The 23009-nt window shown below is 70.0% G+C and carries 20 protein-coding genes; 7 read left to right on the forward strand and 13 right to left on the reverse strand.

The features are described 5' to 3' along the window. Positions 1–54: 54 nt before the first annotated feature. The gene (locus ACZ7L4_RS30540; RefSeq protein WP_472107682.1) at positions 55–627 is read left to right on the forward strand and encodes a SigE family RNA polymerase sigma factor; all 573 of its coding nucleotides are present in this window, start codon (positions 55–57) and stop codon (positions 625–627) included. Continuing rightward, positions 624–2000 carry an outer membrane protein assembly factor BamB family protein gene (locus ACZ7L4_RS30545; protein ID WP_472107683.1) on the forward strand — a complete coding sequence of 459 codons (1377 nt, stop codon included), beginning with the start codon at positions 624–626 and terminating at the stop codon, positions 1998–2000. The genes ACZ7L4_RS30540 and ACZ7L4_RS30545 overlap by 4 nt, the downstream gene beginning before the upstream one ends. Positions 2001–2075: 75 nt before the next feature. Here the strand turns inward: ACZ7L4_RS30545 and ACZ7L4_RS30550 are convergent, their stop codons facing one another. From ACZ7L4_RS30550 to clpB, 3 genes are all read right to left on the reverse strand, one after another. Beyond that, complete coding sequence (locus ACZ7L4_RS30550) at positions 2076–2615, reverse strand: YbjN domain-containing protein (RefSeq protein WP_422408208.1); 540 nt, start codon at positions 2613–2615, stop codon at positions 2076–2078. 128 nt (positions 2616–2743) lie between these two features. After that, on the reverse strand, positions 2744–4537 hold the full coding sequence (locus ACZ7L4_RS30555) for a recombinase family protein (RefSeq protein WP_472107685.1): 1794 nt from the start codon (positions 4535–4537) through the stop codon (positions 2744–2746). A gap of 65 nt (positions 4538–4602) precedes the next feature. Further along, positions 4603–7200, reverse strand: coding sequence for an ATP-dependent chaperone ClpB (gene clpB, locus ACZ7L4_RS30560; protein ID WP_472107686.1), 2598 nt, complete (start codon positions 7198–7200; stop codon positions 4603–4605). Between the two features lie 146 nt (positions 7201–7346). On the opposite strand from clpB, the gene ACZ7L4_RS30565 reads away from it, so the two are divergent. After that, positions 7347–7769 carry a TIGR03618 family F420-dependent PPOX class oxidoreductase gene (locus tag ACZ7L4_RS30565; protein WP_472107688.1) on the forward strand — a complete coding sequence of 141 codons (423 nt, stop codon included), beginning with the start codon at positions 7347–7349 and terminating at the stop codon, positions 7767–7769. 92 nt (positions 7770–7861) lie between these two features. Here the strand turns inward: ACZ7L4_RS30565 and ACZ7L4_RS30570 are convergent, their stop codons facing one another. Together ACZ7L4_RS30570 and ACZ7L4_RS30575 are read right to left on the reverse strand one after the other, a co-directional pair. Next, positions 7862–8206: a hypothetical protein gene (locus ACZ7L4_RS30570; RefSeq protein WP_472107689.1), complete on the reverse strand. Its 345-nt coding sequence runs from the start codon at positions 8204–8206 to the stop codon at positions 7862–7864. Beyond that, complete coding sequence (locus ACZ7L4_RS30575) at positions 8203–8331, reverse strand: hypothetical protein (protein ID WP_472107690.1); 129 nt, start codon at positions 8329–8331, stop codon at positions 8203–8205. Before ACZ7L4_RS30575 ends, ACZ7L4_RS30570 begins: the two co-directional genes overlap by 4 nt. Before the next feature lie 245 nt (positions 8332–8576). On the opposite strand from ACZ7L4_RS30575, the gene ACZ7L4_RS30580 reads away from it, so the two are divergent. Both ACZ7L4_RS30580 and ACZ7L4_RS30585 read left to right on the forward strand, forming a co-directional pair. Continuing rightward, positions 8577–9548 carry a helix-turn-helix transcriptional regulator gene (locus ACZ7L4_RS30580; RefSeq protein ID WP_472107691.1) on the forward strand — a complete coding sequence of 324 codons (972 nt, stop codon included), beginning with the start codon at positions 8577–8579 and terminating at the stop codon, positions 9546–9548. Then, on the forward strand, positions 9545–10522 hold the full coding sequence (locus ACZ7L4_RS30585) for a helix-turn-helix transcriptional regulator (protein ID WP_472107692.1): 978 nt from the start codon (positions 9545–9547) through the stop codon (positions 10520–10522). The genes ACZ7L4_RS30580 and ACZ7L4_RS30585 overlap by 4 nt, the downstream gene beginning before the upstream one ends. Before the next feature lie 23 nt (positions 10523–10545). On the opposite strand, the gene ACZ7L4_RS30590 is transcribed toward ACZ7L4_RS30585, so the two are convergent. The 8 genes from ACZ7L4_RS30590 to ACZ7L4_RS30625 form a co-directional block, all read right to left on the reverse strand. Beyond that, a complete protein-coding gene (locus ACZ7L4_RS30590; RefSeq protein WP_472107694.1) occupies positions 10546–11670 on the reverse strand; it encodes a sugar ABC transporter substrate-binding protein in 1125 nt (374 codons plus the stop codon). Positions 11671–11898: 228 nt separating this feature from the next. Beyond that, complete coding sequence (locus tag ACZ7L4_RS30595; protein ID WP_472107695.1) at positions 11899–12423, reverse strand: GNAT family N-acetyltransferase; 525 nt, start codon at positions 12421–12423, stop codon at positions 11899–11901. A gap of 71 nt (positions 12424–12494) precedes the next feature. Further along, the gene (locus ACZ7L4_RS30600; protein WP_450816215.1) at positions 12495–12956 is read right to left on the reverse strand and encodes a heat shock protein transcriptional repressor HspR; all 462 of its coding nucleotides are present in this window, start codon (positions 12954–12956) and stop codon (positions 12495–12497) included. Positions 12957–12961: 5 nt separating this feature from the next. Beyond that, positions 12962–14149 carry a molecular chaperone DnaJ gene (gene dnaJ, locus ACZ7L4_RS30605; protein ID WP_472107696.1) on the reverse strand — a complete coding sequence of 396 codons (1188 nt, stop codon included), beginning with the start codon at positions 14147–14149 and terminating at the stop codon, positions 12962–12964. 36 nt (positions 14150–14185) lie between these two features. Continuing rightward, entirely contained in the window at positions 14186–14851 is a 666-nt protein-coding gene (gene grpE, locus ACZ7L4_RS30610) for a nucleotide exchange factor GrpE (RefSeq protein ID WP_472107698.1), read from the reverse strand. Further along, positions 14848–16701 carry a molecular chaperone DnaK gene (dnaK, locus tag ACZ7L4_RS30615; RefSeq protein ID WP_472107700.1) on the reverse strand — a complete coding sequence of 618 codons (1854 nt, stop codon included), beginning with the start codon at positions 16699–16701 and terminating at the stop codon, positions 14848–14850. Before dnaK ends, grpE begins: the two co-directional genes overlap by 4 nt. A 180-nt stretch (positions 16702–16881) precedes the next feature. Next, entirely contained in the window at positions 16882–17865 is a 984-nt protein-coding gene (locus tag ACZ7L4_RS30620; protein WP_472107702.1) for a glycosyltransferase family 4 protein, read from the reverse strand. A gap of 2 nt (positions 17866–17867) precedes the next feature. Beyond that, positions 17868–18725, reverse strand: coding sequence for an NAD-dependent epimerase/dehydratase family protein (locus tag ACZ7L4_RS30625; RefSeq protein WP_472107703.1), 858 nt, complete (start codon positions 18723–18725; stop codon positions 17868–17870). A gap of 221 nt (positions 18726–18946) precedes the next feature. Here ACZ7L4_RS30625 and ACZ7L4_RS30630 point away from each other — a divergent pair, with 221 nt between their 5' ends. Both ACZ7L4_RS30630 and ACZ7L4_RS30635 read left to right on the forward strand, forming a co-directional pair. After that, positions 18947–21229, forward strand: a complete 2283-nt coding sequence (locus ACZ7L4_RS30630) for a (Fe-S)-binding protein (protein WP_472107704.1) — start codon at positions 18947–18949, stop codon at positions 21227–21229. A 175-nt stretch (positions 21230–21404) separates the two neighbouring features. After that, positions 21405–22964 carry an esterase gene (locus ACZ7L4_RS30635; protein WP_472107705.1) on the forward strand — a complete coding sequence of 520 codons (1560 nt, stop codon included), beginning with the start codon at positions 21405–21407 and terminating at the stop codon, positions 22962–22964. Positions 22965–23009 lie beyond the last annotated feature (45 nt).

Consider the following 23009-nt stretch of genomic DNA (forward strand, 5'->3'; position numbering starts at 1 on the left):
ATAGATGTCCCGTGCTCCGCGCGTCCTTGTGGGCGTCAGAGAACGGGAGGGCCAATGGACCCGCAGGATCAGCTCAGATTCCGGGACTTCGTCGACGCCAGGTGGGGCACCCTGCTCCGCCTGGCGAACCTGCTCACCGGCGGCGACCGGCACGAGGCCGAGGACCTCGTCCAGACGGCGCTGATGAAGACGCTGGGTCGCTGGCGGCACATCGACGACCCCGAGGGTTACGTCCGCAAGGTGATGTACCGGCACCAGGTCAGCCGCTGGCGACTGCGCCGGCCGCACCGCGAGCCCACGTTCGACGCCTCGCGCACGGTGTGGCGCGAAGAGGGCACCGAGGACGGCACCGCCGACGCCGACCTGCGGATCACCATGGCCGGAGCCCTCGCCCGGCTGACCCCGCGCCAGCGCACCATGCTCGTCCTGCGCTACTTCGAGGACCTGTCCGAGAGCGAGGTGGCGGCCACCCTCGGCTGCTCGGTCGGCACCGTGCGCAGCACCACCCACCGCTCCCTGGCCCGGCTGCGCGCACTCGCGCCGGAACTCGACGCCCGGCACCCCGCCGCGCCCACCGATCCCGACCGCCCCGCGAACGGCACGGCGCCGAAGGGAGCCCACGCATGAACGCCGACCAGCTCGACCGCACCCTCCGGGACGTCCTGCACGCGTGGACCCCCGGCACCACCACCGCCCCCACGGACCTCGCCGACCGCCTCGTACGCCGCCGCAGGCGCCGCACCACCCTGCGCGTCACCGGCGCCGCCCTCGGCCTCACCGCCGTCGTCTTCGGCACCGTCCTCGTCACCGGCACGGGCGGCGACGACCGGCCACCGACCCCGACCAACCACGTCAGCCGCGAGGGCAAACTCCGCTGGCAGACCACGCTGCCCGGCAGGACCACATGGGACGCCTGCGCCACGGGCCCCGGCGCCGTGTACTGCCGGGGCGCCGGTTACGACGCCATCGGCGTCGACACCCGCACCGGCAAGGTCGTGTGGCAGCGCAAGGCCCAGCACCCCGACGGCGGCGGCACCCCGGCGGGCTCGGTCACCGGCGTCCGCGACGGAATCCTCTACTCCTACGCCGACCACGCCCCGGGAACGTCGAACCCCGGCACCGACGTCGTCGCCATCGACCTCGACAGCCGCAAGGTGCTCTGGAAGCACAAGCTCGCCGACGACAGCCGCGACGCGGACTCCGCCGTGCTCTTCGACGGCGGCGTCCTCGCCAACACCCCCACGTTCAAGAGCGCGGCGGCCCTCGACCCGAGGACCGGCGGCACCCTGTGGACCCACAAGTGGAAGCAGGCCGACTGCACCGCGGCCGCGATCGGCGGCGTCCCGTATCTGATGTGCTCGCCGGACAGCGAGAAGGCGCCGCAGCGCAGCACCGTCGTCCGCCTCGACCCGGCGACCGGCCGTCCGCACACGGTCGCGACGCTCAAGGGCATGACGTCCTACGTCGGCAGGGACGGCGACACCGTGCTCCTCACGAGCCCGGCCGGAAAGCAGAAGTTCTTCGGCGATCCCGGCCCCACCGACCTCATCCGCGTCGACACCGGCACCGGAAAGGTGACGCGGCACCGCGCCGACGGGCCGCGCGGCGGCGTGATCGCGGACGGCGTCATGCTCGTGGTCCGCAAGGACGGCACGGCCCTCGCCTGGTCGGCCGCCGACGGGAAACAACGGTGGGCGACCCCGACCGGCCTCCGGCTCCGCAAGGACCCGACCGGCCCCGGCATGTACGAACTGGCCTCCGCCGCCGCCGTGAACCTCACCGACCGGGTCGCCTACTTCCTCGACCCGACCGGGAACATGGTCGGCCTCGACCTCGACGACGGCGCGGTGCGCTGGCGCGGCAAGGTCGACCTGCCCGAGCGCCCGGTGCAGGCCGGCATCGCCCCCGAGCTGATGACCGAGGGTCGCCACGGCCTCATCGGCCAGGTGGACGGCGAACTGTTCCGCATCGACCCGAAGCCCGCGCGGACGGGTTCGTAGACACGACGCGCAGACACGACGAGAGCCCGGTCGCTCGACCGGGCTCTCACGCCGCACCGCGCACGGCTCAAGGACTCACTCGGAGTCGTTGCCGTCCTCCGGCTTCTCCGCGGAGTCGACCTCGGCCTCCAGGCCGAGCTGCTCCACCAGCCAGCGGTCGAACTCGATCGCGGCGCGCACCCAGCTGACCGTCGACGACACGAAGTGCTCGAGCGAGACCCCGGTGCCGATCAGCATCTGCGCCTCGCCGATGAGGCGAACGGTGCCGTCGTCGTGCGTGTGGCTGTAGACCTTCGGCCACAGGGTGCGGCGGTTCCAGTCGTCGATCGACTCGAGCAGCTGCGGCTTGATCTCGATGCCGTGCGGCCGGTCGTAGAACGTCCGCACCGAGAAGACCTGCTGGTCACCCTCGCCGCGGAACATGAAGTACGTACGGAACTCCTCCCACGGCGCCGCGAGGTCACCCTCCTCGTCGGTGACGTACTTGAGCTCCATCTGCTCCAGAAGCTGCTTGACCAGCTCCTGGTCGGGCACTACGGGACCGGCCGGTCCCGCGCCCTCCTGCGGCTCGGGCTGTCCCCCGAAGTTGGGAATCGAGGACGGGTCGATAGACAAGATTCCTGCTCCTGACACTGTGGTTTCGGCCCATCGTACGGACCGTCCCTTGCGGCCAAGGGTGCCCGGTGCAATGCCTTGGCGGTGCCAGCCTTGCATCTTTGGGCCGATTCTGAAATGTGGGCCGGTTACGCGCCCAGCGACTCCCGCGCGACGTCCCCATCCGCCCTCCGGAACGGCCACAGCTCCACGCTCAGCCCCCGCTCCACCCGCAGGCCCGTGAGAAAGGCACGCGCGCCCGCCTCGGGCTCTTCGGTGAAACGGGTCGGGGCGCTGTCGCGCTCGGCCGAGGACAGGAGATGTTCCGGCAGGTGGCCGAACAGCTCCTGGCCGGCCCGCTGCCCCCGTACGAAGTACGTGACCCCGGCTTCCCTGAGCAGTTCGGCGCGGCTCGCCCACCCGTCGAGCCGCTGCCACCGCTGCCCGTACGTCTCGCCGCAGGCCTCTTCGATCCAGCGCGGCCGGATCACAGGCTCCTGCTCCAGAACCGCCAAGGTTCTCGACGTCTCGTCCAGCTTCCGGGTCAGCGCCGCGACGGCGGCCGGACTCTCCGCGGTCGCGACCGCTGCGGCCAGGTTGTCGATCGCCTTCCGCAGTTCGGTGATCGTCGCCGACCGGTCGCGCCCCGGCACCAGCGTGCGCTTCATGATGTCCCGGTCGCCAAGCCGGTTCAGGAAGTCCTGTTCCACGCGTTCGTGCAACGCTGCCACCCGCCAGGACGCCGGCAGTTCGCATCGCGGGCCGTCCGCCGTGGTCCTGCAGTTGTAGTACTCAAGGGCGGAGGTGCCGCCGCCCTTCAACCTGTTGCGCTGCGTCCGCACATGCATGGGCGCACCGCAGAAGCAGCGAACGACGCCGGCCAGTGGAGTTCTCGACTGCCGTCCGGCCGACACCGCCGCCGACATGACGGCACTGTGCTCGGTCGTGAGAGCACGCTGAAGCTCGGTGAACTCCTCTTGGGTGAGGAGCGGATCGGCCCACCGCACCGCCGCCCCGTCCGCTCCGACGACAGGCCGGGACCGATGCATCATGACCCCCATGAGCGCCTCTGAACGAAGCATGTTGCGCAGCGGCGTGACGGCCCAGAAACCTCCGGTCTCGGGCCTGCGCTCGTGCTCGGGGCGCTCGGCGTTCTGCACTCGACGCTGGTGGTCGCGGGCCGTGGGTACACCGCGCGCGTTCCAGTCCTGGACGATGGCGTACACCGTGGACGAACCGCCGACGAGGCGTTCGACCGCCTCCCGTACAAGCGGTGCCGTCACGAGATCCGGGACAAGGTGCTTACGGCGTTCGCCCTTGAACTCGAAGGCGACGGCGCGGTATCCGTACGGCCAGATCCCGCCGTTCCACAGTTTGTTGTCACGAAAGTAGGCGGTACGGCCGAGCTGCTTCTCCTGTACGGCGCGCCGGTACTTGGCGGCCTGGGCCGCCTTGATCCCGGCCACCATCCGGCCGTCCTCGGTGGTGATGTCGAACGAGGGGTCGTCGAGCACGACGACGCTCTTGCCGTTCTTCAGCACCCAATCGACGAACTGCCACCAGTGCATGTCGTCCCGCGTGATGCGGTCCTGGCTCGTGACCATGAGCGCGTCCCACTCGTGGACCAGGGGTGCGCGCAACCATTTGCCGAGGCTTGCCCTCTGGTCCAGGTTGACCGCCCCGGACACGGTCGAGTCGACGACCCGGCCCACTTCTTCGTACGCCCCGGCACACAGGGCCACGCTGAGCTCCTCGTCCTGGCGGAGAAGGGCGGACGACGATTCGGTGTCGCGGCTGATGCGTTGGACTGCGAGAACACGGCGCACGGCGGACTCCCCCTTGGAGTGCAGCGGATCTCGCGACCATGCGGGAATCCGCATCGACGTGTAGTCGAACATCACGTCTTTCGCCCGTACGAGCGACAGCGGAGCCTCCGTGGACACGACTTCGCGCGGCCCCCTCCCCGGTGGGGGGTGGGAGCCGCGCGAAAGCCGTCACGGTCGGTCCGCTACAGCGTCTTCCCCGTCGCCGCCCCCACGATCAGCCCGTCGTCGAACGTGTCGACGCGGACCGTGTCGCCGTCCTTGACCTCGCCGGAGAGGATCTCCTTCGCGAGGCGGTCGCCGATGGCGGTTTGGATGAGGCGGCGCAGGGGGCGGGCGCCGTAGGCCGGGTCGTTGCCCTCGTCGGCCAGCCAGGACAGGGCCGCGTCGGAGACGTCCAGGGTGAGGCGGCGGTCGGCGAGGCGCTTCGCGAGGCGGTTCAGCTGGAGGTTCGCGATGCGCTGCAGCTCGTCCTTGTCGAGGGCCGAGAAGACGACGAGGTCGTCGAGGCGGTTGAGGAATTCGGGCTTGAAGGACGCGCGGACGACCTCCAGGACCTGTTGCTTCTTCTCCTCCGCCGAGGTGAGGGGCTCGACCAGGTACTGGCTGCCCAGGTTCGACGTCAGGATCAGGATCGTGTTGCGGAAGTCGACCGTGCGGCCCTGGCCGTCGGTGAGGCGGCCGTCGTCGAGGACCTGGAGGAGGATGTCGAAGACCTCGGGGTGGGCCTTTTCGACCTCGTCCAGGAGGACCACGCTGTACGGGCGGCGGCGGACCGATTCCGTGAGCTGGCCGCCCTCCTCGTAGCCGACGTAGCCGGGAGGCGCGCCGACCAGGCGGGCGACGCTGTGCTTCTCGCTGTACTCCGACATGTCGATGCGGATCATGGCCCGCTCGTCGTCGAAGAGGAAGTCCGCCAAGGCTTTCGCGAGTTCCGTCTTTCCTACGCCCGTCGGGCCCAGGAAGAGGAAGGAGCCGGTGGGGCGGTCCGGGTCGGCGATGCCTGCCCGGGTGCGGCGGACCGCGTCGGAGACCGCGCGGACCGCTTCGGTCTGGCCGATGAGGCGCTTGCCGAGTTCCTCTTCCATGCGGAGGAGTTTCTGGGTCTCGCCCTCCAGGAGGCGTCCCGCCGGGATGCCGGTCCAGGAGGCGACCACGTCGGCGATGTCGTCGGGGCCGACCTCCTCCTTGACCATCGTGTCCTTCGACGCCTCTTCCTCGGCCTCGGACGCTTCCTCCAGGTCGCGTTCGAGCGTGGGGATCTCGCCGTAGAGGAGCTTGCTCGCGGTGTCGAAGTCGCCGTCGCGCTGGGCGCGTTCGGCCTGGCCGCGGAGTTCGTCGAGCTTCTCCTTCAGTTCACCGACGCGGTTGAGGGACTGCTTCTCCTTCTCCCAGCGTGCGGTGAGTCCGCGCAGCTCCTCCTCCTTGTCGGCGAGGTCGCGGCGGAGCTTGTCGAGGCGGTCGCGGGAGGCCGGGTCGGTCTCCTTGGCGAGGGCCATCTCCTCCATCTTCAACCGGTCGACGGAGCGCTGGAGTTCGTCGATCTCGACCGGGGACGAGTCGATCTCCATGCGCAGTCGGGATGCCGCCTCGTCGACGAGGTCGATGGCCTTGTCGGGGAGGAAGCGGGAGGTGATGTAGCGGTCGGAGAGGGTGGAGGCGGCGACCAGCGCGCTGTCGTTGATCTGCACCTTGTGGTGCGCCTCGTAGCGGCCCTTGAGTCCGCGGAGGATGGCGATGGAGTCCTCGACGGAGGGCTCGGCGACGAGGACCTGCTGGAAGCGGCGTTCCAGCGCCGGGTCCTTCTCGATGCGCTCGCGGTACTCGTCGAGGGTCGTGGCGCCGACCATGCGGAGTTCGCCGCGGGCGAGCATCGGCTTGAGCATGTTGCCCGCGTCCATGGCGGAGTCGCCGCCGGCGCCCGCGCCGACGACCGTGTGCAGCTCGTCGATGAAGGTGATGATCTGGCCGTCGCTCTCCTTGATCTCGGAGAGGACGGTCTTGAGGCGCTCCTCGAACTCGCCGCGGTACTTGGCGCCGGCGACCATCGCGCCGAGGTCGAGCGAGACGAGCCGCTTGTCCTTGAGGGACTCGGGTACGTCGCCCTTGACGATGCGCTGGGCGAGGCCCTCGACGACGGCGGTCTTGCCGACGCCGGGCTCGCCGATGAGCACCGGGTTGTTCTTGGTGCGGCGGGACAGCACCTGGACGACGCGGCGGATCTCCTGGTCACGGCCGATGACCGGGTCGAGCTTGCCCTCGCGGGCGGCGGCCGTGAAGTCGGTGCCGAACTTCTCCAGCGCCTTGTAGGACCCTTCGGGGTCGGGTGTGGTCACCCGGCGCCCTCCCCTGTTCTTGGTGAATGCCTCGGCCAGCTTCTTCGCACTGGCCCCGTTCTGTGTGAGCACGTCGGCGGCGGCGCCGCCCTTGGCCGCGATGCCGATGAGCAGGTGTTCCGTGGAGAGGTACTCGTCGCCGAGGTCCTTGGCGCGCTCGGAGGCGTCGGCGATGACGGCGAGGAGTTCGCGGTTGGGCTGGGGCGGCGCGACGGTGGATCCGGTCACGCTGGGCTGGGAGGCCAGGGCGCGCTCGGCGCCGGCCCGCACCTGTGCCTGGTCGGCATCGACGGCCGCCAGGAGGTCGGTGATGTTCTCGTTGTCCTGGCCCTCCAGCAGGGCCAGGAGGAGGTGGGCCGGGGTCAGATCCGGGTTGCCCCCGGACACGGCCCGGCTGCTCGCCGCGTTGATCGCGTCGCGGCTCCGGTTCGTCAGCTCGGCGTCCACGTGCCTGTTCTCCTCCACGTTCTGGGGAAACTCACTCTGACTCGTCCAACGTGCACAAAGTTGAGTCTATTCCACTCAAGGCGGGTCGCGACAGCGCCCCTGGCCTCCGGGACGGGTTCCCCGGTCCCTGGGATAGGTTCCCGTTCATGGCCAAGCGCATCGACCTCGACGCCCCCGGTTCCGCGTTTCTCGACTTCTGGCGGGAGCGGCATCTGTGCACGCTGACGACGCTGCGCGCGAACGGCACGCCGCACGTGGTGCCGGTCGGGGTGACGTACGACGCGGAGGCGCGGGTCGCCCGGGTCATCACGGGCAAGGGGACCAGGAAGGCGGCGCACGTCGTCGAGGGCTCGGGCCGGGTCGCGGTGTGCCAGGTCGACGGCCGGTGGTGGGCGACGCTGGAGGGCGCGGCGACGGTGCGCACGGAGCCGGCGGAGGTCGCGGACGCGGAGCGCCGGTACGCCGAGCGCTACAAGTCGCCGCGGCCGAACCCGGACCGGGTGGTCATCGAGATCGCGGTGGACCGGGCGACGGCGAACCTGCCGAAGGACCCCGGGGAGAACGCGTAGAACGACCGCAGCGGCGTCACCGTGTCAGGTACACGGTGACGCCGCTGCAGGGGGGAAGCACCTGCGCGATCTACAACGACGGGGGCATCGCGTCAGGCACTGCGGGGGGTGGCTGTGGAGCGTGGGTGGGACTGGGAGGTCCCGGGTCCCGCCTCGCCGACCAGTTCATGGTCCCGCTGGTCGAGGTTGACGAAGATCATTCCGTATCGGACGACCGTACGTACCGGCTGTGGGGCTCCGCGCGGTCGGCGCAGACACCGGTAGGCCCTGATGTCGTCGCCCTCGCGGACCACGATGATGGGCTCTCCGAACAGGGTGACCATGAGGGAGTCACCGTCGCTCGGAATCGCGGTCACGAGGTCGATGGTGTGCCAACCGGACCGGTAGGCGATCGCCATCTCCCGGCGTAACGACCGGTCGTCGGGCGGGGTGATCATGCGCCGGTGTCCGTGGGCGCGGAGTTCCAGATCGCATCGGCGGGAAGTGCCTGGACGGTCGTGGGCGCCACGTTCCAGATCGCGTCCGCCTGGGCCGCGGGCGCGGAGTTCCAGATGGCGTCCATCGGCCCGATCGCGCCGAGGACCAGCCCGGCGGAAAAAGCGCCGGCAACAACGGCGCGAAGTATTCCCTTACGCATAGCGGGTCCCGTCCTCGCTTTCATGGATTCTCTCCCCCGGCTCTCCACGACGATGGCTCATTCGGCCACGCAAACACCACAGGGTCGATGCATCATGTTCCTGCACGTTCAGGACCCTGGGGGGTGGAGCTATGCCCAATACCGGCTCAAGTCAGGCACATCCACACGCCATGACCGAGCTTTGCGACGCCGGGAGGCACTTGTACGCGACAGCCCTGCGCTCAGGACGCATCGCGCGCAGCGAAATCTCCTCGGCTCCCTGCCTGTTGGACTTCGCTCTCCTGCATCCCGATCCTGATGACTCCGCCTGGCTCCGGCCGGTTCCGCCGACAGCGGCGCTCTCGCAACGACTGCATCCGCTCGAACGCGAGATACAGGAAAGAAGGGCTCTCGCGATCGAACTCACCGATGTCTTCGAGCCATTCCTGGCCATCAGCGCCCAGCGGCAACCGACCACCCACTCCATCACGGTGCTCGAGGGCAAGGAGCGGATCAACACCGCCATCGAAGCGGCCCTCGCCGAGTGCAAGTCCGAGATGCTCACCGTGCAGCCCGGAGGGGGCCGGGACGAGCACACGCTCACCAAGGCCCTGCGGATGGGCAGGGAGATCACCGATCGCGGCATCACGATGCGCACGCTCTACCAGCACACGGCGCGGCACAGTCACGGCACTCTCGCCTACGCGGAGGCCCTGGCCCAGGGGAACGTCGACATACGCACCCTTGAGGAGCTCATCGAGCGGCTGATCATCTTCGACCGTTCGGTCGCGTTCATTCCCGCGCGCGAAGACCGGCAGGCCGCCCTGGAGTTGCGCCACCCGGGTCTGGTCGAATACCTGGCCAATGTCTTCGAGCAGCTCTGGCAGCGCGCGGTCCCGCTGCTCGACGAGACCCCCTACGGGCCACCGACCGACGGCATCACGGGCGTTCAGCGCTCCATAGCCAAACTCCTGGTCGAGGGCCACGTCGACGAGGCGATAGCCCGCCGGCTCGGGATGAACGTACGCACCTGCCGCGCCCACATAGCCAAACTCGCGGCCGCCCTGGGCAGCGGAAGCCGGGCCCAACTCGGCTTTCTCATCGCGCAGTCCGGAATGCTCGAGACAGGCAGCCCCGCACCGAGCAGAGGGAGCGAGTCGTGACCCTCAGGGCTCATGCGCACGACGTCGGCGAGGTGTGCGAGGCAGGCATGCGGCTCTACACCCGCGCCCTGCGCGAAGGCCGCGTGCCGCGCGCGGACTCCGAGCCGGTTCCCTGCCTCGAGGCGCACGCGCTTCTCCGCCCGGACACCGGGGATCCCGGGTGGCTGCGACCGGTCCCGCCCGCGATCGCGCTGCCCCGGCTGCTGCGGGCCGTCGAGGAGAACATCGCCCTGCGCCGCAGCCAGGAGGCGAAGCTGGCCGAGACCTTCGCCCCGCTGATGGCCCTGGACGCGGAGCGGGCGGCCGTCCCGGACGCCCCCATGATCACCGTCCTGCTCGGCTTCCAGCGCATCAACGACGCGATCGGCGAGGCCATGTCCACCTCGTCGACCGAGCTGCTCACCATCCAGCCGGGCGGCCACCGCCCGGCCCCCCTGCTCGCCTCGGCCCTGCCCAAGGAGCAGCAACTGCTGGCCCGTGGCTGCCGGATGCGCACGCTCTACCAGCACACGTCACGCCACTCGCAGGCCGTGCTCGCCCACTTCGAGCAGCTATCCGGTGACGTGCAGGTCCGCACCCTCGACGAAGTGACCGAGCGCCTCATCATGCTGGACCGCACCGTCGCCTTCATCCCCGCGAACCAGGACCGCACGGTGGCCCTGGAGCTGCGGCATCCGGCGCTGATCGCCTATCTGGCGACCACGTTCGAGCGTCTGTGGCGGCTGGCCACGCCGATGTTCCCGCAGACGGCGGTCGAGGAGCCGGCCTCGGACGGCGTCACGACGCGCCAGCGCACCATCGCGACGCTGCTCATCGAGGGCCACACGGACGCGGTGATCGCGGAGCGGCTCGGCATGAACATCCGCACGGTCCGCGTGCACATCGCGAAGCTCGCGGCGACACTGGGCAGCGAGAGCAGGGCGCAGCTGGGCTATCTGATCGGCCGGTCGGGCATCCTGGAGGACGCCGACTAGCCGGTCACGCCGTACGGAAGGGTCTACTTCAACCCGGCCTCCGCACACGCCTGTACGTACTTCGGCGTGCAGATCTGCGAGACCTTGAAGATCTTGTCCTTGACGACGGTGCTCTTGATGTTGTCCTTGGTGAGCGCGACGACGCTGACGCTCGCCGTCCTGATCTGCTTGTCGGTGGGGCTGTCGGTGCGGTCCATCGCCAGCGCCTCGAACTCGATGTCGCGGCCCTGCGAGACCCGCACCGCCATCTCGGCGGCGGTCTGCGCCTCGTCCGGGTACGGCTTGTAGACGCTCATGTACTGCTCGCCGGTCAGGATCCGCTGCACGGCGGCGAGTTCGGCGTCCTGCCCGGTGATCGGCGGCATCTTGCGGACGCCGACCTCCTTCAAGGCCTCGATCACGCCGCCGGCCATTCCGTCGTTCGCGACGTACACGCCGGCGATACTGTCGACGCCGAGCGCGCTGATGGCCTGCTCCATGTTGGCCTTGGCGTTGGACGGCTTCCAGCCCGCGGTGTCGTAGGACTTCGCGACGGTGACGGCGTTGCCGAGTTCCGCGCGGGCGGCCGACTTGAACTCCGCGGCGTTGGGGTCGCTGGGCGAGCCGTTGACCATCACGACCTTGTCGCGCTTGGTGGCCTTGGCCCCGCCGAGGGCCGTGATCAGCGCCTTGCCCTGGGTCTGGCCGACGAGCGCGTTGTCGAAGCCGACGTAGGCGTCGACGGGTCCCTGGGCGAGCCGGTCGTAGGCGATGACGTGGATGCCCGCGTCCTTGGCCCTGCGGACCGCCGGGGCGATGTCCTTGGAGTCCACGGCGTCGACGACGATCGTGTCGACCTTCGCGGCGATCATCTCCTGCAGCTGCTTGCGCTGGAGGGCGGCGTCCTGTTTCGCATTGGCGTAGACCAGCTCCCCCTTGCCGTGCGTCAGCTTCGCCACCTGACGCTCGAAGATGGGGTGGTCGAACTTCTCGTAGCGGGCGGTCTCCTTCTCCGGGAGCAGCAGACCGATCTTGACGTCGTCCCCCTTGCTGGTGGACGCGCTCGGCTCGCTGTCGTCGCCGGGCAGCACGCCACCGCAGGCCGAGAGCGAGACGACCAGGACGGATGCGGCGCCGGTTATGGCGGCACAACGCATACGCGGGTTCATGTGCGGATACCTCCCTGACGTGGCCGCGACGGTGCGGCCGAGGTGGCTCGAAAGCCAACTCGCCCGCCCACCGACCGTCAAGAGGTGAAGCCACACCGCAACGAAAACGGGTCCATTACTTCTTCACATGAAGCCGAAGACGGCGAATACCGGACACCTTCCCGCAAGCCCCACAGGAGCTTCACAGTATGGTCGGATCGCTCGGCCCGCCCAGGCCCCTCGGGCCCCTCAGGCCTCGAATTCGGTCAGGTCGATCGCGTGCACCCGCAGACCGTCCTCCGCCCCGCCGGGCAGCGAGGTCATCCCCAGCTTGTGGACAACCTTCAGCGAAGGGGCGTCGTCCTCCGCGACGACCGCGACGACCCGGTCGATGCCGCGGTCCTGGAGGGCGAACTCCAGCGTGGCCTGCGCCGCCTCCGAGGCGTATCCCTGGCCCCAGAACTGGCGTCCGAGCCGCCACTGGATGCCGATCTGCTCCGCCACCCGCGGCGGGGCGTCCGGCACGTACAGGCCGACGGCGCCCGCCAGCTCGCCGGAGCCGAGGAGCTCCACGGCGAAGACCCCGAAGCCCTCGTCGTCCCACTCCTCCTCCCAGCGCTCGATGTCCTCGGCGGTCCCGTCGAGGGAGCGCGGGGCGCCGTCGCCGACGCGGCGCATCACGGCGGGGTCGGCCTGGATCTCGGCGAGCGGGGCGAGGTCGTCGTCGGGATTCCAGCGGCGCAGGAGGAGACGGGGGGTGCGGATCTCGGTCATGGCTCCATCCTGCGGCATCCGAAAGGGCCCCGGAGACAACGCCTCCGGGGCCCTTCACGCATGAGTGCGGACTACTGCTCGGACGACCGCTTGGGCCGCCACACCACCAGCGCGCTCGTCTGCTGGACCTCCTGGTACGGGACGAGGTCCCGGCGGTACGAGGCGTGCACCGCCGCCTCCCGCTGCTGGATCGCGGAGGCCGCGCTCTCCACTGCCGAGGAGAGCTCGGCCACGCGGGACTGCAGCGCGGCGACCTGGTTCTCCAGCTCGATGATGCGCTTGATGCCGGCCAGGTTGATGCCCTCGGCCTGCGACAACTGCTGGACGGTGCGCAGCAGTTCGATGTCGCGGGCCGAATAGCGCCGGCCGCGCCCGGCCGTGCGGTCGGGCGAGACCAGGCCGAGCCGGTCGTACTGGCGCAGGGTCTGCGGGTGCAGGCCGGACAGCTGTGCCGCCACCGAGATGACGTACACCGGCGTCTCGTCGGTCAGTTCGTACGGGTTGCCCCGCCGTCGGCCCGGCTGCCCGTCCATCACACTCACGCTCCCTTCGCGGCCTGGAACAGTTCTGCCCGCACGTCGGTGTCCTCAGTCGCCTTGCGGTACGACTCGAGGGCCGAGCGGGCGTCCTCCGAAAGGTCCTTGGGGACGGCCACCTCGACCGTCACCAACAGGTCTCCGCGCGTGCCGTCCTTGCGGACGGCTCCCTTGCCGCGGGCCCGCATCGTCCGCCCGTTCGGCGTGCCCGGGGGCAGCTTCAGGGTGACCGGCGGGCCGCCGAGCGTGGGCACCTTGACCTCGCCGCCGAGCGACGCCTCGGTGAAGGTCACCGGGACGGTGACCGTGAGGTTGTCGCCCTTGCGGCCGAAGACCGGGTGCGCGTCGACGTGCACGACGACGTACAGATCGCCCGCGGGGCCGCCCCGTTCACCGGGAGCGCCCTTGCCGCGGAGCCTGATGCGCTGGCTGTCGGAGACCCCCGCGGGGATCCTGACCTGCATGGTGCGGGAGGACTTGGCCCGCCCGCTGCCCTTGCAGGCGTCGCACGGGGTCTCGGCGATCAGGCCGCGGCCCTTGCAGTCCACGCACGGGTCGGTGAGGGAGAAGCCGCCACCGCCGCCCCGCGAGACCTGTCCGGTGCCGACGCAGGTCGGGCACACGCGCGGTGTGCCGTTCGCGTCGCCGGTGCCGGAGCACGCCTTGCAGGGGGCCTGGGAGGACATCCGCAGCGGGACCGTCGCCCCGTCGACCGCCTCGGTGAAGCTGAGCGTCACCTCGGACTCGATGTCCTGGCCCCGGCGCGGCTGCGTACGCGTTCCCGCGCCCGCGCCGCCCCGGTTGAACAGGCCGCCGAACACATCGCCGATGCCGCCGCCGAAGCCGCCCGGACCGCCCTGGCCCTGGGCGCCGCCTCCGAAGAGGTCGCCCAGGTCGAAGTTGAACGAGCCGTTGCCGCCGGCGCCGCCGGGTCCCGGCCGGAACCCGCCGCTGCCGAACAGGGCGCGCGCCTCGTCGTACTCCTTGCGCTTCTTGGGGTCACCGAGGATGTCGTTCGCCTCGGAGATCTCCTTGAAGCGCTCCTCCGCCTTGTCGTTGCCCTTGTTGGCGTCGGGGTGGTTCTCGCGGGCGAGCTTGCGGTACGCCTTCTTGATCTCGGCGTCGGTGGCGTCCTTGGGGACGCCGAGGACCTTGTAGTAGTCCTTCTCGATGAAGTCCTTGGTGCTCATCGGCCTCGACGTCCCTCCTTACCCGTGTGTGTGACGTCAGCCCTCTTCCGGGCCACCGTTCTCCTTCTCGGCATCCTTGTCGGCTGCCTCGTCCGCCTTCGCGCCCGGCTGCGGCTCGGCCACGGCCACCCGCGCGGGGCGGATGGTGCGCTCGCCGATCCGGTAACCCGGCTGCAGGATCGCCACGCAGGTCGTCTCGGTGACGTCCGGCGCGTACGAGTGCATCAGGGCCTCGTGCACGGTCGGGTCGAAGGGCTCGCCCTCCTTGCCGAACTGCTGAAGGCCCATCTTCGCGGCGACCGTCTCCAGGGATTCGGCCACCGACTTGAAGCCGCCGACGAGCTCGCCGTGCTCACGGGCACGGCCGATGTCGTCGAGAACGGGCAGCAGCTCGGTCAGGAGGTTCGCGACGGCGATCTCCTTGACCGTGACGCGGTCCCGCTCCACACGGCGCCGGTAGTTCTGGTACTCGGCCTGAAGGCGCTGGAGGTCCGCGGTGCGCTCGTTGAGCGCGGTACGCACCTGGTCCAGCTGCGCGGTCAGGGCCACATCCGAAGCGGAAGCGGCTGAGTCCCCGGCCGGGGCCGCCCCCTCGCCCTTGTCGGGCGAGGTGGCGGCCTTCGACTCGGCGTCGTCGGGGGTGGCGCCGGAGGGGACGTCAGGCTCTTCGCTCTCGCTGAAGCCCGGGGTCTCCTCCGTCACGCGGCACCGTCCTTGCGGTCCTTGTCCTCGTCGACGATCTCGGCGTCCACGACGTCGTCGTCGGCCTTGGCGTCACCCTGCGGGGCGTCCGCGCCCGGGGCCTCGGCGCCCGCGGCCTGGGCGTCGGCGTACATGGCCTGGCCCAGCTTCTGCGAGACGGCGGCGACCTTCTCGGTGGCGGTGCGGATCTCGGCCGAGTCGTCGCCCTTGAGCTTCTCCTTCAGCTCGGTGACGGCCTCCTCGACCTCGGTCTTGACCTCGGCGGGAACCTTCTCCTCGTTGTCCTTGAGGAACTTCTCCGTCTGGTAGACGAGCTGCTCGCCCTGGTTGCGGGACTCGGCGGCCTCGCGGCGGGCGTGGTCCTCGTCCGCGTACTTCTCGGCCTCTTCGCGCATCCGGTTGACCTCGTCCTTCGGCAGCGAGGAGCCACCGGTGACGGTCATCTTCTGCTCCTTGCCCGTGCCGAGGTCCTTGGCCGTGACGTGCATGATGCCGTTCGCGTCGATGTCGAAGGCGACCTCGACCTGCGGGACACCGCGCGGGGCCGGCGGCAGACCGGTCAGCTCGAACATCCCGAGCTTCTTGTTGTACGCCGCGATCTCGCGCTCGCCCTGGTAGACCTGGATCTGCACCGACGGCTGGTTGTCCTCGGCCGTCGTGAAGATCTCGGAGCGCTTCGTCGGAATCGTGGTGTTCCGCTCGATGAGCTTGGTCATGATGCCGCCCTTGGTCTCGATGCCGAGGGACAGCGGGGTGACGTCGAGGAGCAGGACGTCCTTGACCTCGCCCTTGAGGACACCGGCCTGCAGGGCGGCGCCGATGGCGACGACCTCGTCCGGGTTGACGCCCTTGTTGGCCTCGTTGCCCGCGGTCAGTTCCTTGACCAGCTCGGCGACGGCCGGCATACGGGTCGAGCCACCGACGAGAACGACGTGGTCGATCTCGGAGAGGTTGATGCCCGCGTCCTTGATGACGTTGTGGAACGGCGTCTTGCAGCGCTCCAGAAGGTCGGACGTGAGCTGCTGGAACTGGGCGCGCGTGAGCTTCTCGTCCAGGTGCAGCGGGCCCTCGGCGGACGCCGTGATGTACGGCAGGTTGATCGTGGTCTCCGTGGAGGAGGACAGCTCGATCTTCGCCTTCTCGGCGGCCTCGCGCAGGCGCTGGAGCGCCATCTTGTCCTTGCCCAGGTCCACGCCGTGGCCGTTGTTGAACTGCTTGACCAGGTAGTCGACGACGCGCTGGTCCCAGTCGTCACCGCCGAGCTGGTTGTCGCCGTTCGTGGCCTTCACCTCGACGACGCCGTCGCCGATCTCCAGGAGCGAGACGTCGAAGGTGCCGCCACCGAGGTCGAAGACCAGGATGGTCTGGTCGTCCTTGTCCAGGCCGTAGGCCAGGGCCGCGGACGTCGGCTCGTTGACGATGCGCAGGACGTTCATGCCCGCGATCTCGCCGGCTTCCTTCGTCGCCTGCCGCTCGGAGTCGTTGAAGTAGGCCGGGACGGTGATGACCGCGTCCGTGACCTTCTCGCCGAGGTAGGACTCCGCGTCGCGCTTCAGCTTCTGCAGGATGAACGCGGAGATCTGCTGCGGGTTGAAGTCCTTCCCGTCCAGGTCGATCTTCCAGTCGGTGCCCATGTGGCGCTTCACCGAGCGGATGGTCCGGTCCACGTTCGTGACCGCCTGGCGCTTGGCGACCTCGCCGACCAGAACTTCGCCGTTCTTCGCGAAAGCGACGACGGACGGCGTGGTCCTGGCGCCCTCGGCGTTCGCGATGACGGTGGGCTCACCGCCCTCCAGAACGCTGACGACGGAGTTAGTCGTGCCCAGGTCGATGCCGACCGCACGTGCCATTTCGATTCCTCCAGCTACCTACTTGAGTGGAACTGGCTCAAGACTGCAACACCCTCCCCCTCGGCGTCAACAGACCTGAGTCCCACCCACTCAAGTTTTATCCTGCCCTTATCGGCAAACCACTGAAGGCACGCGTCTGACCTGGGCTTTTACAAAGGTCCGAAGCTCGTACGGAGATGATTACGCTACGAGCGAGGCGTAGAGGCACTCGGTGCGCTCGGTCCAGACGGCTTCCCCGTACCGCTTCGCGTACACCGCGCGGCAGTGCTCCCGCAGCGTCGGGAAGACCTTGGCGGCCACGTCCAGCGCGTCGGGCAGGTACGCGTCCGGGGTGGTGACCACACCCGTGCCCTCGGACCGTACGGCACGCGGCACCGCCGACGTCCCGGCCCCCTCGAAGGCCAGCACCGGCAGCCCCGCCGCGAGCGCCTCCGCGTACACGAGCGGAACCGCCCTGCGCGCCTCGCGCCCCGGCAGCACGAGCCCCCGGTACCCCGGCAGCGCCCGCCTGAGCTCCCCCCGCCCCAGGGCCCCGCGCAGCCGCACCGACGCGGGCGCCGCCACCCGGCAGCGCGCCTCCATCGGCCCGGCCCCGACCAGATCGAGCCGCTCACCTGCGGGCCAGCGGCGCAGCAGTTCGAGCACGCCCCGCTCCGGCGCGAGCCGCCCGACGCACACCCAGGCGTCACCCGCCCCGTCGGGCCCGGCCTCGGGTTCCGCCACGGTCGGCACGAAGTCGGGCACCACGTCGAGGCGCTCCCGGGGCAGCCCGGCGCGCGCGCACGCGTCCCGGCTCGCCTCCGAGAGGACCACGAGCCGGTCGGCCCGCCGCAGCAGCGGATCCTGCCGCAGCCCGCCGCGCGCCGCCCACGGGAACTGGAGCGCCGCGAACCGGGAGCCGCGGTGCGGGCCGTGCCGCAGGGTGGCGACCATGGGGCCCGTCCAGTCGGCGACCCAGGCGCGGCCGAAGGCGGGGAACAGGTTGTGGACGTGCACGACGTCCGGGCCGAACGCCCGCAGGGTGGCGAGGGGGCCGCGGCCGCGGCCGTTCGCGGAGACGAGGCGCACCTCGTGCCCTGCGCGGGTGAGCGCGGCGACCTGGTCGAGGACGGCCTCGTCCTCGCCGCCCGGGGCGCCGAAACCGTGGACGACCGCGACCCTCATGGTCAGACCCCGGCCGCGGCGGTCGTGACCACGCCGAACGCGGCGCCCGCGTCGACGAGGGCCGCGTCCACGATGTCGAGGAGCCCCGACGCGGGCTCCCAGCCGGTGAGTTCGCGCAGTGGCCCGGGGTCGGGCTCGTGCGCCTCCGCGTCCGACTCCCCGTCCACCTCCTCGTACGGGACGAAGCGGAGCGGGGAGGAGGAGCCGGAGCGTTCGACGACGACGCCCGCCAGGTCGGCGACGGCGGTCTCCTGCGCGCCGCAGACGTCGAAGACACGCCCGGGCGCGGCCGGCTCGGCGAGCAGTCGCAGCAGCGCGTCGACGGTGTCGGCGACGTGCGTGAGGCGCAGCCGCCGGTTGCCGTCGCCGTGGATGGTGAGCGGGAGGCCCGTGACGGCCTGTGCGGCGAGGCGCGGTACGACGGCGCCGCACGCGGACGACTGGCGAGGGCCGACGGTGTGCTGAAGACGGACCAGGATCGTTTCTTCATCGTGGCCCCGGCCATCGTGGCCCCGGTCATCGTGGTCCCGGCCGCCCGCGACCGCGAGCAGTCGGCGGCCGTGCCGCCGGGCGGCCTCGGCGACGGGGCCCGCGCCCTCGGTCGCCAGGTGGACCACCACCTCGCAGCGGCCCGCGAGTTCGGCGACGAGCCGGGTGTCGAGGGCCGAGCCGCGCACGAAGCGGAGCCGGGGGCTGGGCCAGGCGGCGGCGAGGTTGGCGCGGTCGCCCGTGGAGAGGTCGTCGAGGACGACGACGGTGTGTCCCTGGGCGAGCAGCGCATCGGTGAGGTGCGAGCCGACGAAGCCCGCGCCTCCGGTGACCAGATAAGTGGAGGGTGCGGTGGCCGACGGTGCGCTCATCCCCATAAGTTATTCCGTTATGTCCAAATATGGGGCGAATAACACGATCCGCTTTGGCGCCCCGCATGGCCCCGCAGAGGGTTACCTGGGCGACACAGATCACCAACCCGGCGACTACATTGCGTCCGGGTAAGTGGGTAGTCTCAGACGGACAACCTAAGTTACCGCTTAGTAATGACCGTCCCCGAGAAGACTTCCCTCGCAGGCCCGAGGAGCCCCCAATGCAACTCGCCGCGATCATCGTGTCGCTGGTTACGATCGTGGTCGGCGCGGCACTGTTCGTCCGTGCCCTCCTGCAGATCTACAACTTCATGCGGCTCGGTCAGAACGTACCCGCAGGTACTCGCACCGATGAACCCGTGCAGCGCACCGTCACCGTGGCCAAGGAGTTCCTCGGCCACACCCGCATGAACAAGTGGGGCATCGTCGGCGTCGCGCACTGGTTCGTGGCGGTGGGCTTCTTCTCGCTGCTGCTGACGATCGTCAACGCCATCGGCCAGTTGTTCCAGGCCGACTGGCTGCTGCCGATCATCGGCGAGTGGGCCCCGTACAACATCTTCGTCGAGTTCATCGGCACGATGACGGTCCTCGGCATCGCCGTCCTCATCGTGATCCGCCAGCTCAGCAGGCCGAACAAGCCGGGCCGCAAGTCCCGCTTCGCGGGCTCGAACTTCGGCCAGGCGTACTTCGTCGAGGCCGTCATCCTCATCGTCGGCGTCTGCATCTTCATGCTGCACGCCCTCGAAGGCGCCCAGCACCACGTCGACAGCTACGAGGCGTCGTTCTTCATCTCGTACCCCGTGGTGAACGCACTGTCGGGCCTGGACGTCTCCACGCTCCAGAACCTCACGTACTTCTTCGCCGGGCTGAAGATCGCGACCTCGTTCATCTGGATGATCACGGTCGCCCTGAAGACCGACATGGGTGTCGCCTGGCACCGCTTCCTGGCCTTCCCGAACATCTGGTTCAAGCGCAACGCCGACGGCGACGTCTCGCTGGGCGCGCTGCTGCCGATGACCTCGGGCGGCAAGGAGATCGACTTCGAGGACCCGGGCGAGGACGACACCTTCGGCGTCTCCCAGGTCGAGCAGTTCTCCTGGAAGGGCCTGCTGGACTTCTCCACCTGCACCGAGTGCGGCCGCTGCCAGTCGCAGTGCCCCGCCTGGAACACCGGCAAGCCGCTCTCCCCGAAGCTCCTCATCATGTCGCTGCGCGACCACGCGCACGCCAAGGCCCCCTACCTGCTCGCCGGTGGCGGCAAGGACATGGAGGGCAATGAGAAGGCGACCGAGGAGCAGCTCAAGGACGTTCCGGCCGCCGCCCTCGCGGAGGCCGAACGCCCCCTGATCGGGACGCACGAAGAGAACGGCGTCATCGACCCGGACGTCCTGTGGTCCTGCACCACCTGCGGCGCCTGCGTCGAGCAGTGCCCGGTCGACATCGAGCACATCGACCACATCGTCGACATGCGCCGCTACCAGGTGATGATCGAGTCCGCGTTCCCGTCCGAGGCGGGCACGATGCTCAAGAACCTGGAGAAGAAGGGCAACCCCTGGGGCCTGGCGAAGAAGCAGCGCCTGGAGTGGCTCAAGGAGCTCGACTTCGAGGTGCCGGTCGTCGGCAAGGACATCGAGGACCTCACCGAGGTCGAGTACCTGTACTGGGTCGGCTGCGCCGGCGCCCTCGAGGACCGCGCGAAGAAGACCACCAAGGCCTTCGCCGAGCTCCTCAACATCGCGGGCGTCAAGTTCGCGATCATGGGCGGCGACGAGAAGTGCACCGGTGACTCCGCCCGCCGCCTCGGCAACGAGCCGCTGTTCCAGCAGCTCGGCCAGGAGAACGTCATGTCCCTGAACATGGCCTTCGGCGAGGAGTACGACGATGACGGCAAGGTCACCGAGGAGTCCAAGAAGCCCCGGACCGCGAAGAAGATCGTCGCGACCTGCCCGCACTGCCTCAACACGATCGGCAAGGAGTACCCGCAGATCGGCGGGGATTACGAGGTAATCCACCACACGCAGCTGCTCCAGCACCTCGTCGACGAGGGCAAGCTGACGCCGGTCACCCCGGTCGAGGGCATCATCACGTACCACGACCCGTGCTACCTGGGCCGCCACAACAAGATCTACTCCCCGCCGCGCGAGATCATCGCCAGCGTCCCGGGCGTCCGCAACGAGGAGATGCACCGCCACAAGGAGCGCGGCTTCTGCTGCGGCGCCGGTGGTGCCCGGATGTGGATGGAGGAGCGGATCGGCAAGCGCATCAACAACGAGCGCGTCGATGAAGCCCTCTCGCTCAACCCGGACATCGTCTCCACCGCCTGCCCGTTCTGCCTCGTCATGCTGACCGACTCGGTCAACGGCAAGAAGAACGACGGCAAGGCCAAGGAGTCCGTCCAGGTCGTCGACGTGGCCCAGCTGCTGCTCGACTCCGTCAAGACGCCGGTCGACCCGGCGGGCGAGGCGGGGACCGAGGACGCGCCGGAGCCCGAGCCGGTGAAGTAACCGGCCGCGTACGTCACTTGAGGGCACCCCGCCCGGCGGGGTGCCCTCTTCTTTTGTTGCGTCCCGTACAACCCTTGCGCCCGATCCCGTGTCAAACGGTGCGCCGGACAAGGAACGGGCCCTTTCCGGTCATCCCCCCGCGCTGCCCGGTCTTCCTTCAGCCAAGGAGCCGCACGTGCGCAAGAACCGTCCGGCCGCCCTCGCGGCGGCCACGTTCCTTCTTCTCGCCGGTACGTACATCGCCGCCGCCCCGGCCGCGTACGCGGGCACACCGGGAAGCACCCGCGCCAACGACCGCAACACCGACTTCAACGGCGACGGCTACGACGACGTGCTCGTCGGCGCCCCCGGGGCCACCGTCGGCGGGCAGGCCGGGGCCGGGCTCGTCACCGTCCAGTACGGCGCCTCGACCGGGATGGGGACGTCCCGCTCCGCCGTGATCAGCCAGAACACGACCGGGGTGCCGGGCGCCGCCGAGAAGGGCGACGCGTTCGGGCAGGCCGTCGCCACCGGGGACCTCGACGGCGACGGCTACGACGACGCGATCGTCGGCTCGCCCGGCGAGGACCTCGGGACGGTCACCGACTCGGGCGGCGGCGTCGTCCTGTGGGGCACGCCCAAGGGCCTGGTCGGCAGCGCCAGCACGGGCCTTGAGGCCGACGAGCCCGCCACCGGCGGCAAGTTCGGCCAGTCGCTCGCCGCCGCCCGGTTCACCGACGGCGGCGACGGCGACCTGCTCGCCGTCCTCGACTCGGTCGGCCTCGCGATCTTCCGCTACGAGGCCGCGCCCGCCGCCAGATCCACCGCCGGCGCGGGCAAGAACCTGGTCCGCGACTCCCGGACCGACTTCGCGCCCAAGGCGCCGAAGGCCAAGGCCCCCAAGGGCAAGGCGCCGACCGCCACCGCACGGGCCGCCACCCTGGACGCGCCGACCGGCATCCAGCCCAAGTCCCTGACCACCGGCGACTACGACGCCAACGGCTTCGCCGACCTCGTCGTGTCCGGCCTCTCCGTCGGCGACGAGTCCGGCGACGGCTGGTCGTACGTCATCCCCGGCACGGCCTCCGACGCCGAGCCGCTGCCGAACCTCACGCTGCGGGGCGGCCCGGTCGCCGCCTCCGGGGACGTCAACGGCGACGGCAAGGACGACCTCGTCACCGGCGAGCCCAACAGCCCCGACGACGGCGGCCCGTGGACGACCGGCGGCATGGTCGGCGTCCACTACGGCTCCGCCTCGGGCCTCACCGGGGAACCGCAGTGGTGGACGCAGGACTCCGACGGCGTGCCCGGCACCGCCGAGAAGGGCGACGCCTGGGGCGCCGATCTGTCCGTCGGCGACACGAACGGCGACGGGTACGCCGACGTCGCGATCGGCGCGCCCGGCGAGGACATCGGGACGGTCGCCGACGCGGGCGCCGTGACGGTGATGCGGGGGACCACCCTCGGCCTGCGGACCAGCGACGTACGGGACTTCAACCAGAACTCGGCGGACGTGCCCGGCGCGGCCGAGAAGGGCGACAAGTTCGGCGGGCAGGTCTCCTTCACCGACCCCAACAAGGACGGCAGGTTCGGCCTCCTCGCGGCGGCGCCCGGCGAGAACACCAACGACGGCGTGGTGTGGGTGTTCTCCGCCGGGTCCGGCGGGGTCACGGCGGCCGGATCGTGGACGTACGGGGCGGGGGCGCTGAACGCTCCCTCCCTGGACGCGCGGTTCGGGGCGGCGATCGACGACTGACCGGCGACAGGGACCGGTTGCCGGCGTACAACCATTGACCGGTCC

Source organism: Streptomyces sp. NPDC107575 (genome assembly GCF_055657265.1).

Coding starts and splice junctions, on each gene's coding strand:
- ACZ7L4_RS30580 (WP_472107691.1), top strand. CDS start 8,577: ATGACCGAGCTTTGCGACGCCGGGAGGCACTTGTACGCGACAGCCCTG.
- ACZ7L4_RS30570 (WP_472107689.1), bottom strand. CDS start 8,206: ATGATCACCCCGCCCGACGACCGGTCGTTACGCCGGGAGATGGCGATC.
- ACZ7L4_RS30600 (WP_450816215.1), bottom strand. CDS start 12,956: ATGGACGGGCAGCCGGGCCGACGGCGGGGCAACCCGTACGAACTGACC.
- ACZ7L4_RS30545 (WP_472107683.1), top strand. CDS start 624: ATGAACGCCGACCAGCTCGACCGCACCCTCCGGGACGTCCTGCACGCG.
- dnaJ (WP_472107696.1), bottom strand. CDS start 14,149: ATGAGCACCAAGGACTTCATCGAGAAGGACTACTACAAGGTCCTCGGC.
- dnaK (WP_472107700.1), bottom strand. CDS start 16,701: ATGGCACGTGCGGTCGGCATCGACCTGGGCACGACTAACTCCGTCGTC.
- ACZ7L4_RS30590 (WP_472107694.1), bottom strand. CDS start 11,670: ATGAACCCGCGTATGCGTTGTGCCGCCATAACCGGCGCCGCATCCGTC.
- ACZ7L4_RS30630 (WP_472107704.1), top strand. CDS start 18,947: ATGCAACTCGCCGCGATCATCGTGTCGCTGGTTACGATCGTGGTCGGC.
- ACZ7L4_RS30540 (WP_472107682.1), top strand. CDS start 55: ATGGACCCGCAGGATCAGCTCAGATTCCGGGACTTCGTCGACGCCAGG.
- ACZ7L4_RS30620 (WP_472107702.1), bottom strand. CDS start 17,865: ATGAGGGTCGCGGTCGTCCACGGTTTCGGCGCCCCGGGCGGCGAGGAC.
- ACZ7L4_RS30565 (WP_472107688.1), top strand. CDS start 7,347: ATGGCCAAGCGCATCGACCTCGACGCCCCCGGTTCCGCGTTTCTCGAC.
- ACZ7L4_RS30595 (WP_472107695.1), bottom strand. CDS start 12,423: ATGACCGAGATCCGCACCCCCCGTCTCCTCCTGCGCCGCTGGAATCCC.
- ACZ7L4_RS30575 (WP_472107690.1), bottom strand. CDS start 8,331: ATGGACGCCATCTGGAACTCCGCGCCCGCGGCCCAGGCGGACGCGATC.
- ACZ7L4_RS30625 (WP_472107703.1), bottom strand. CDS start 18,725: ATGAGCGCACCGTCGGCCACCGCACCCTCCACTTATCTGGTCACCGGA.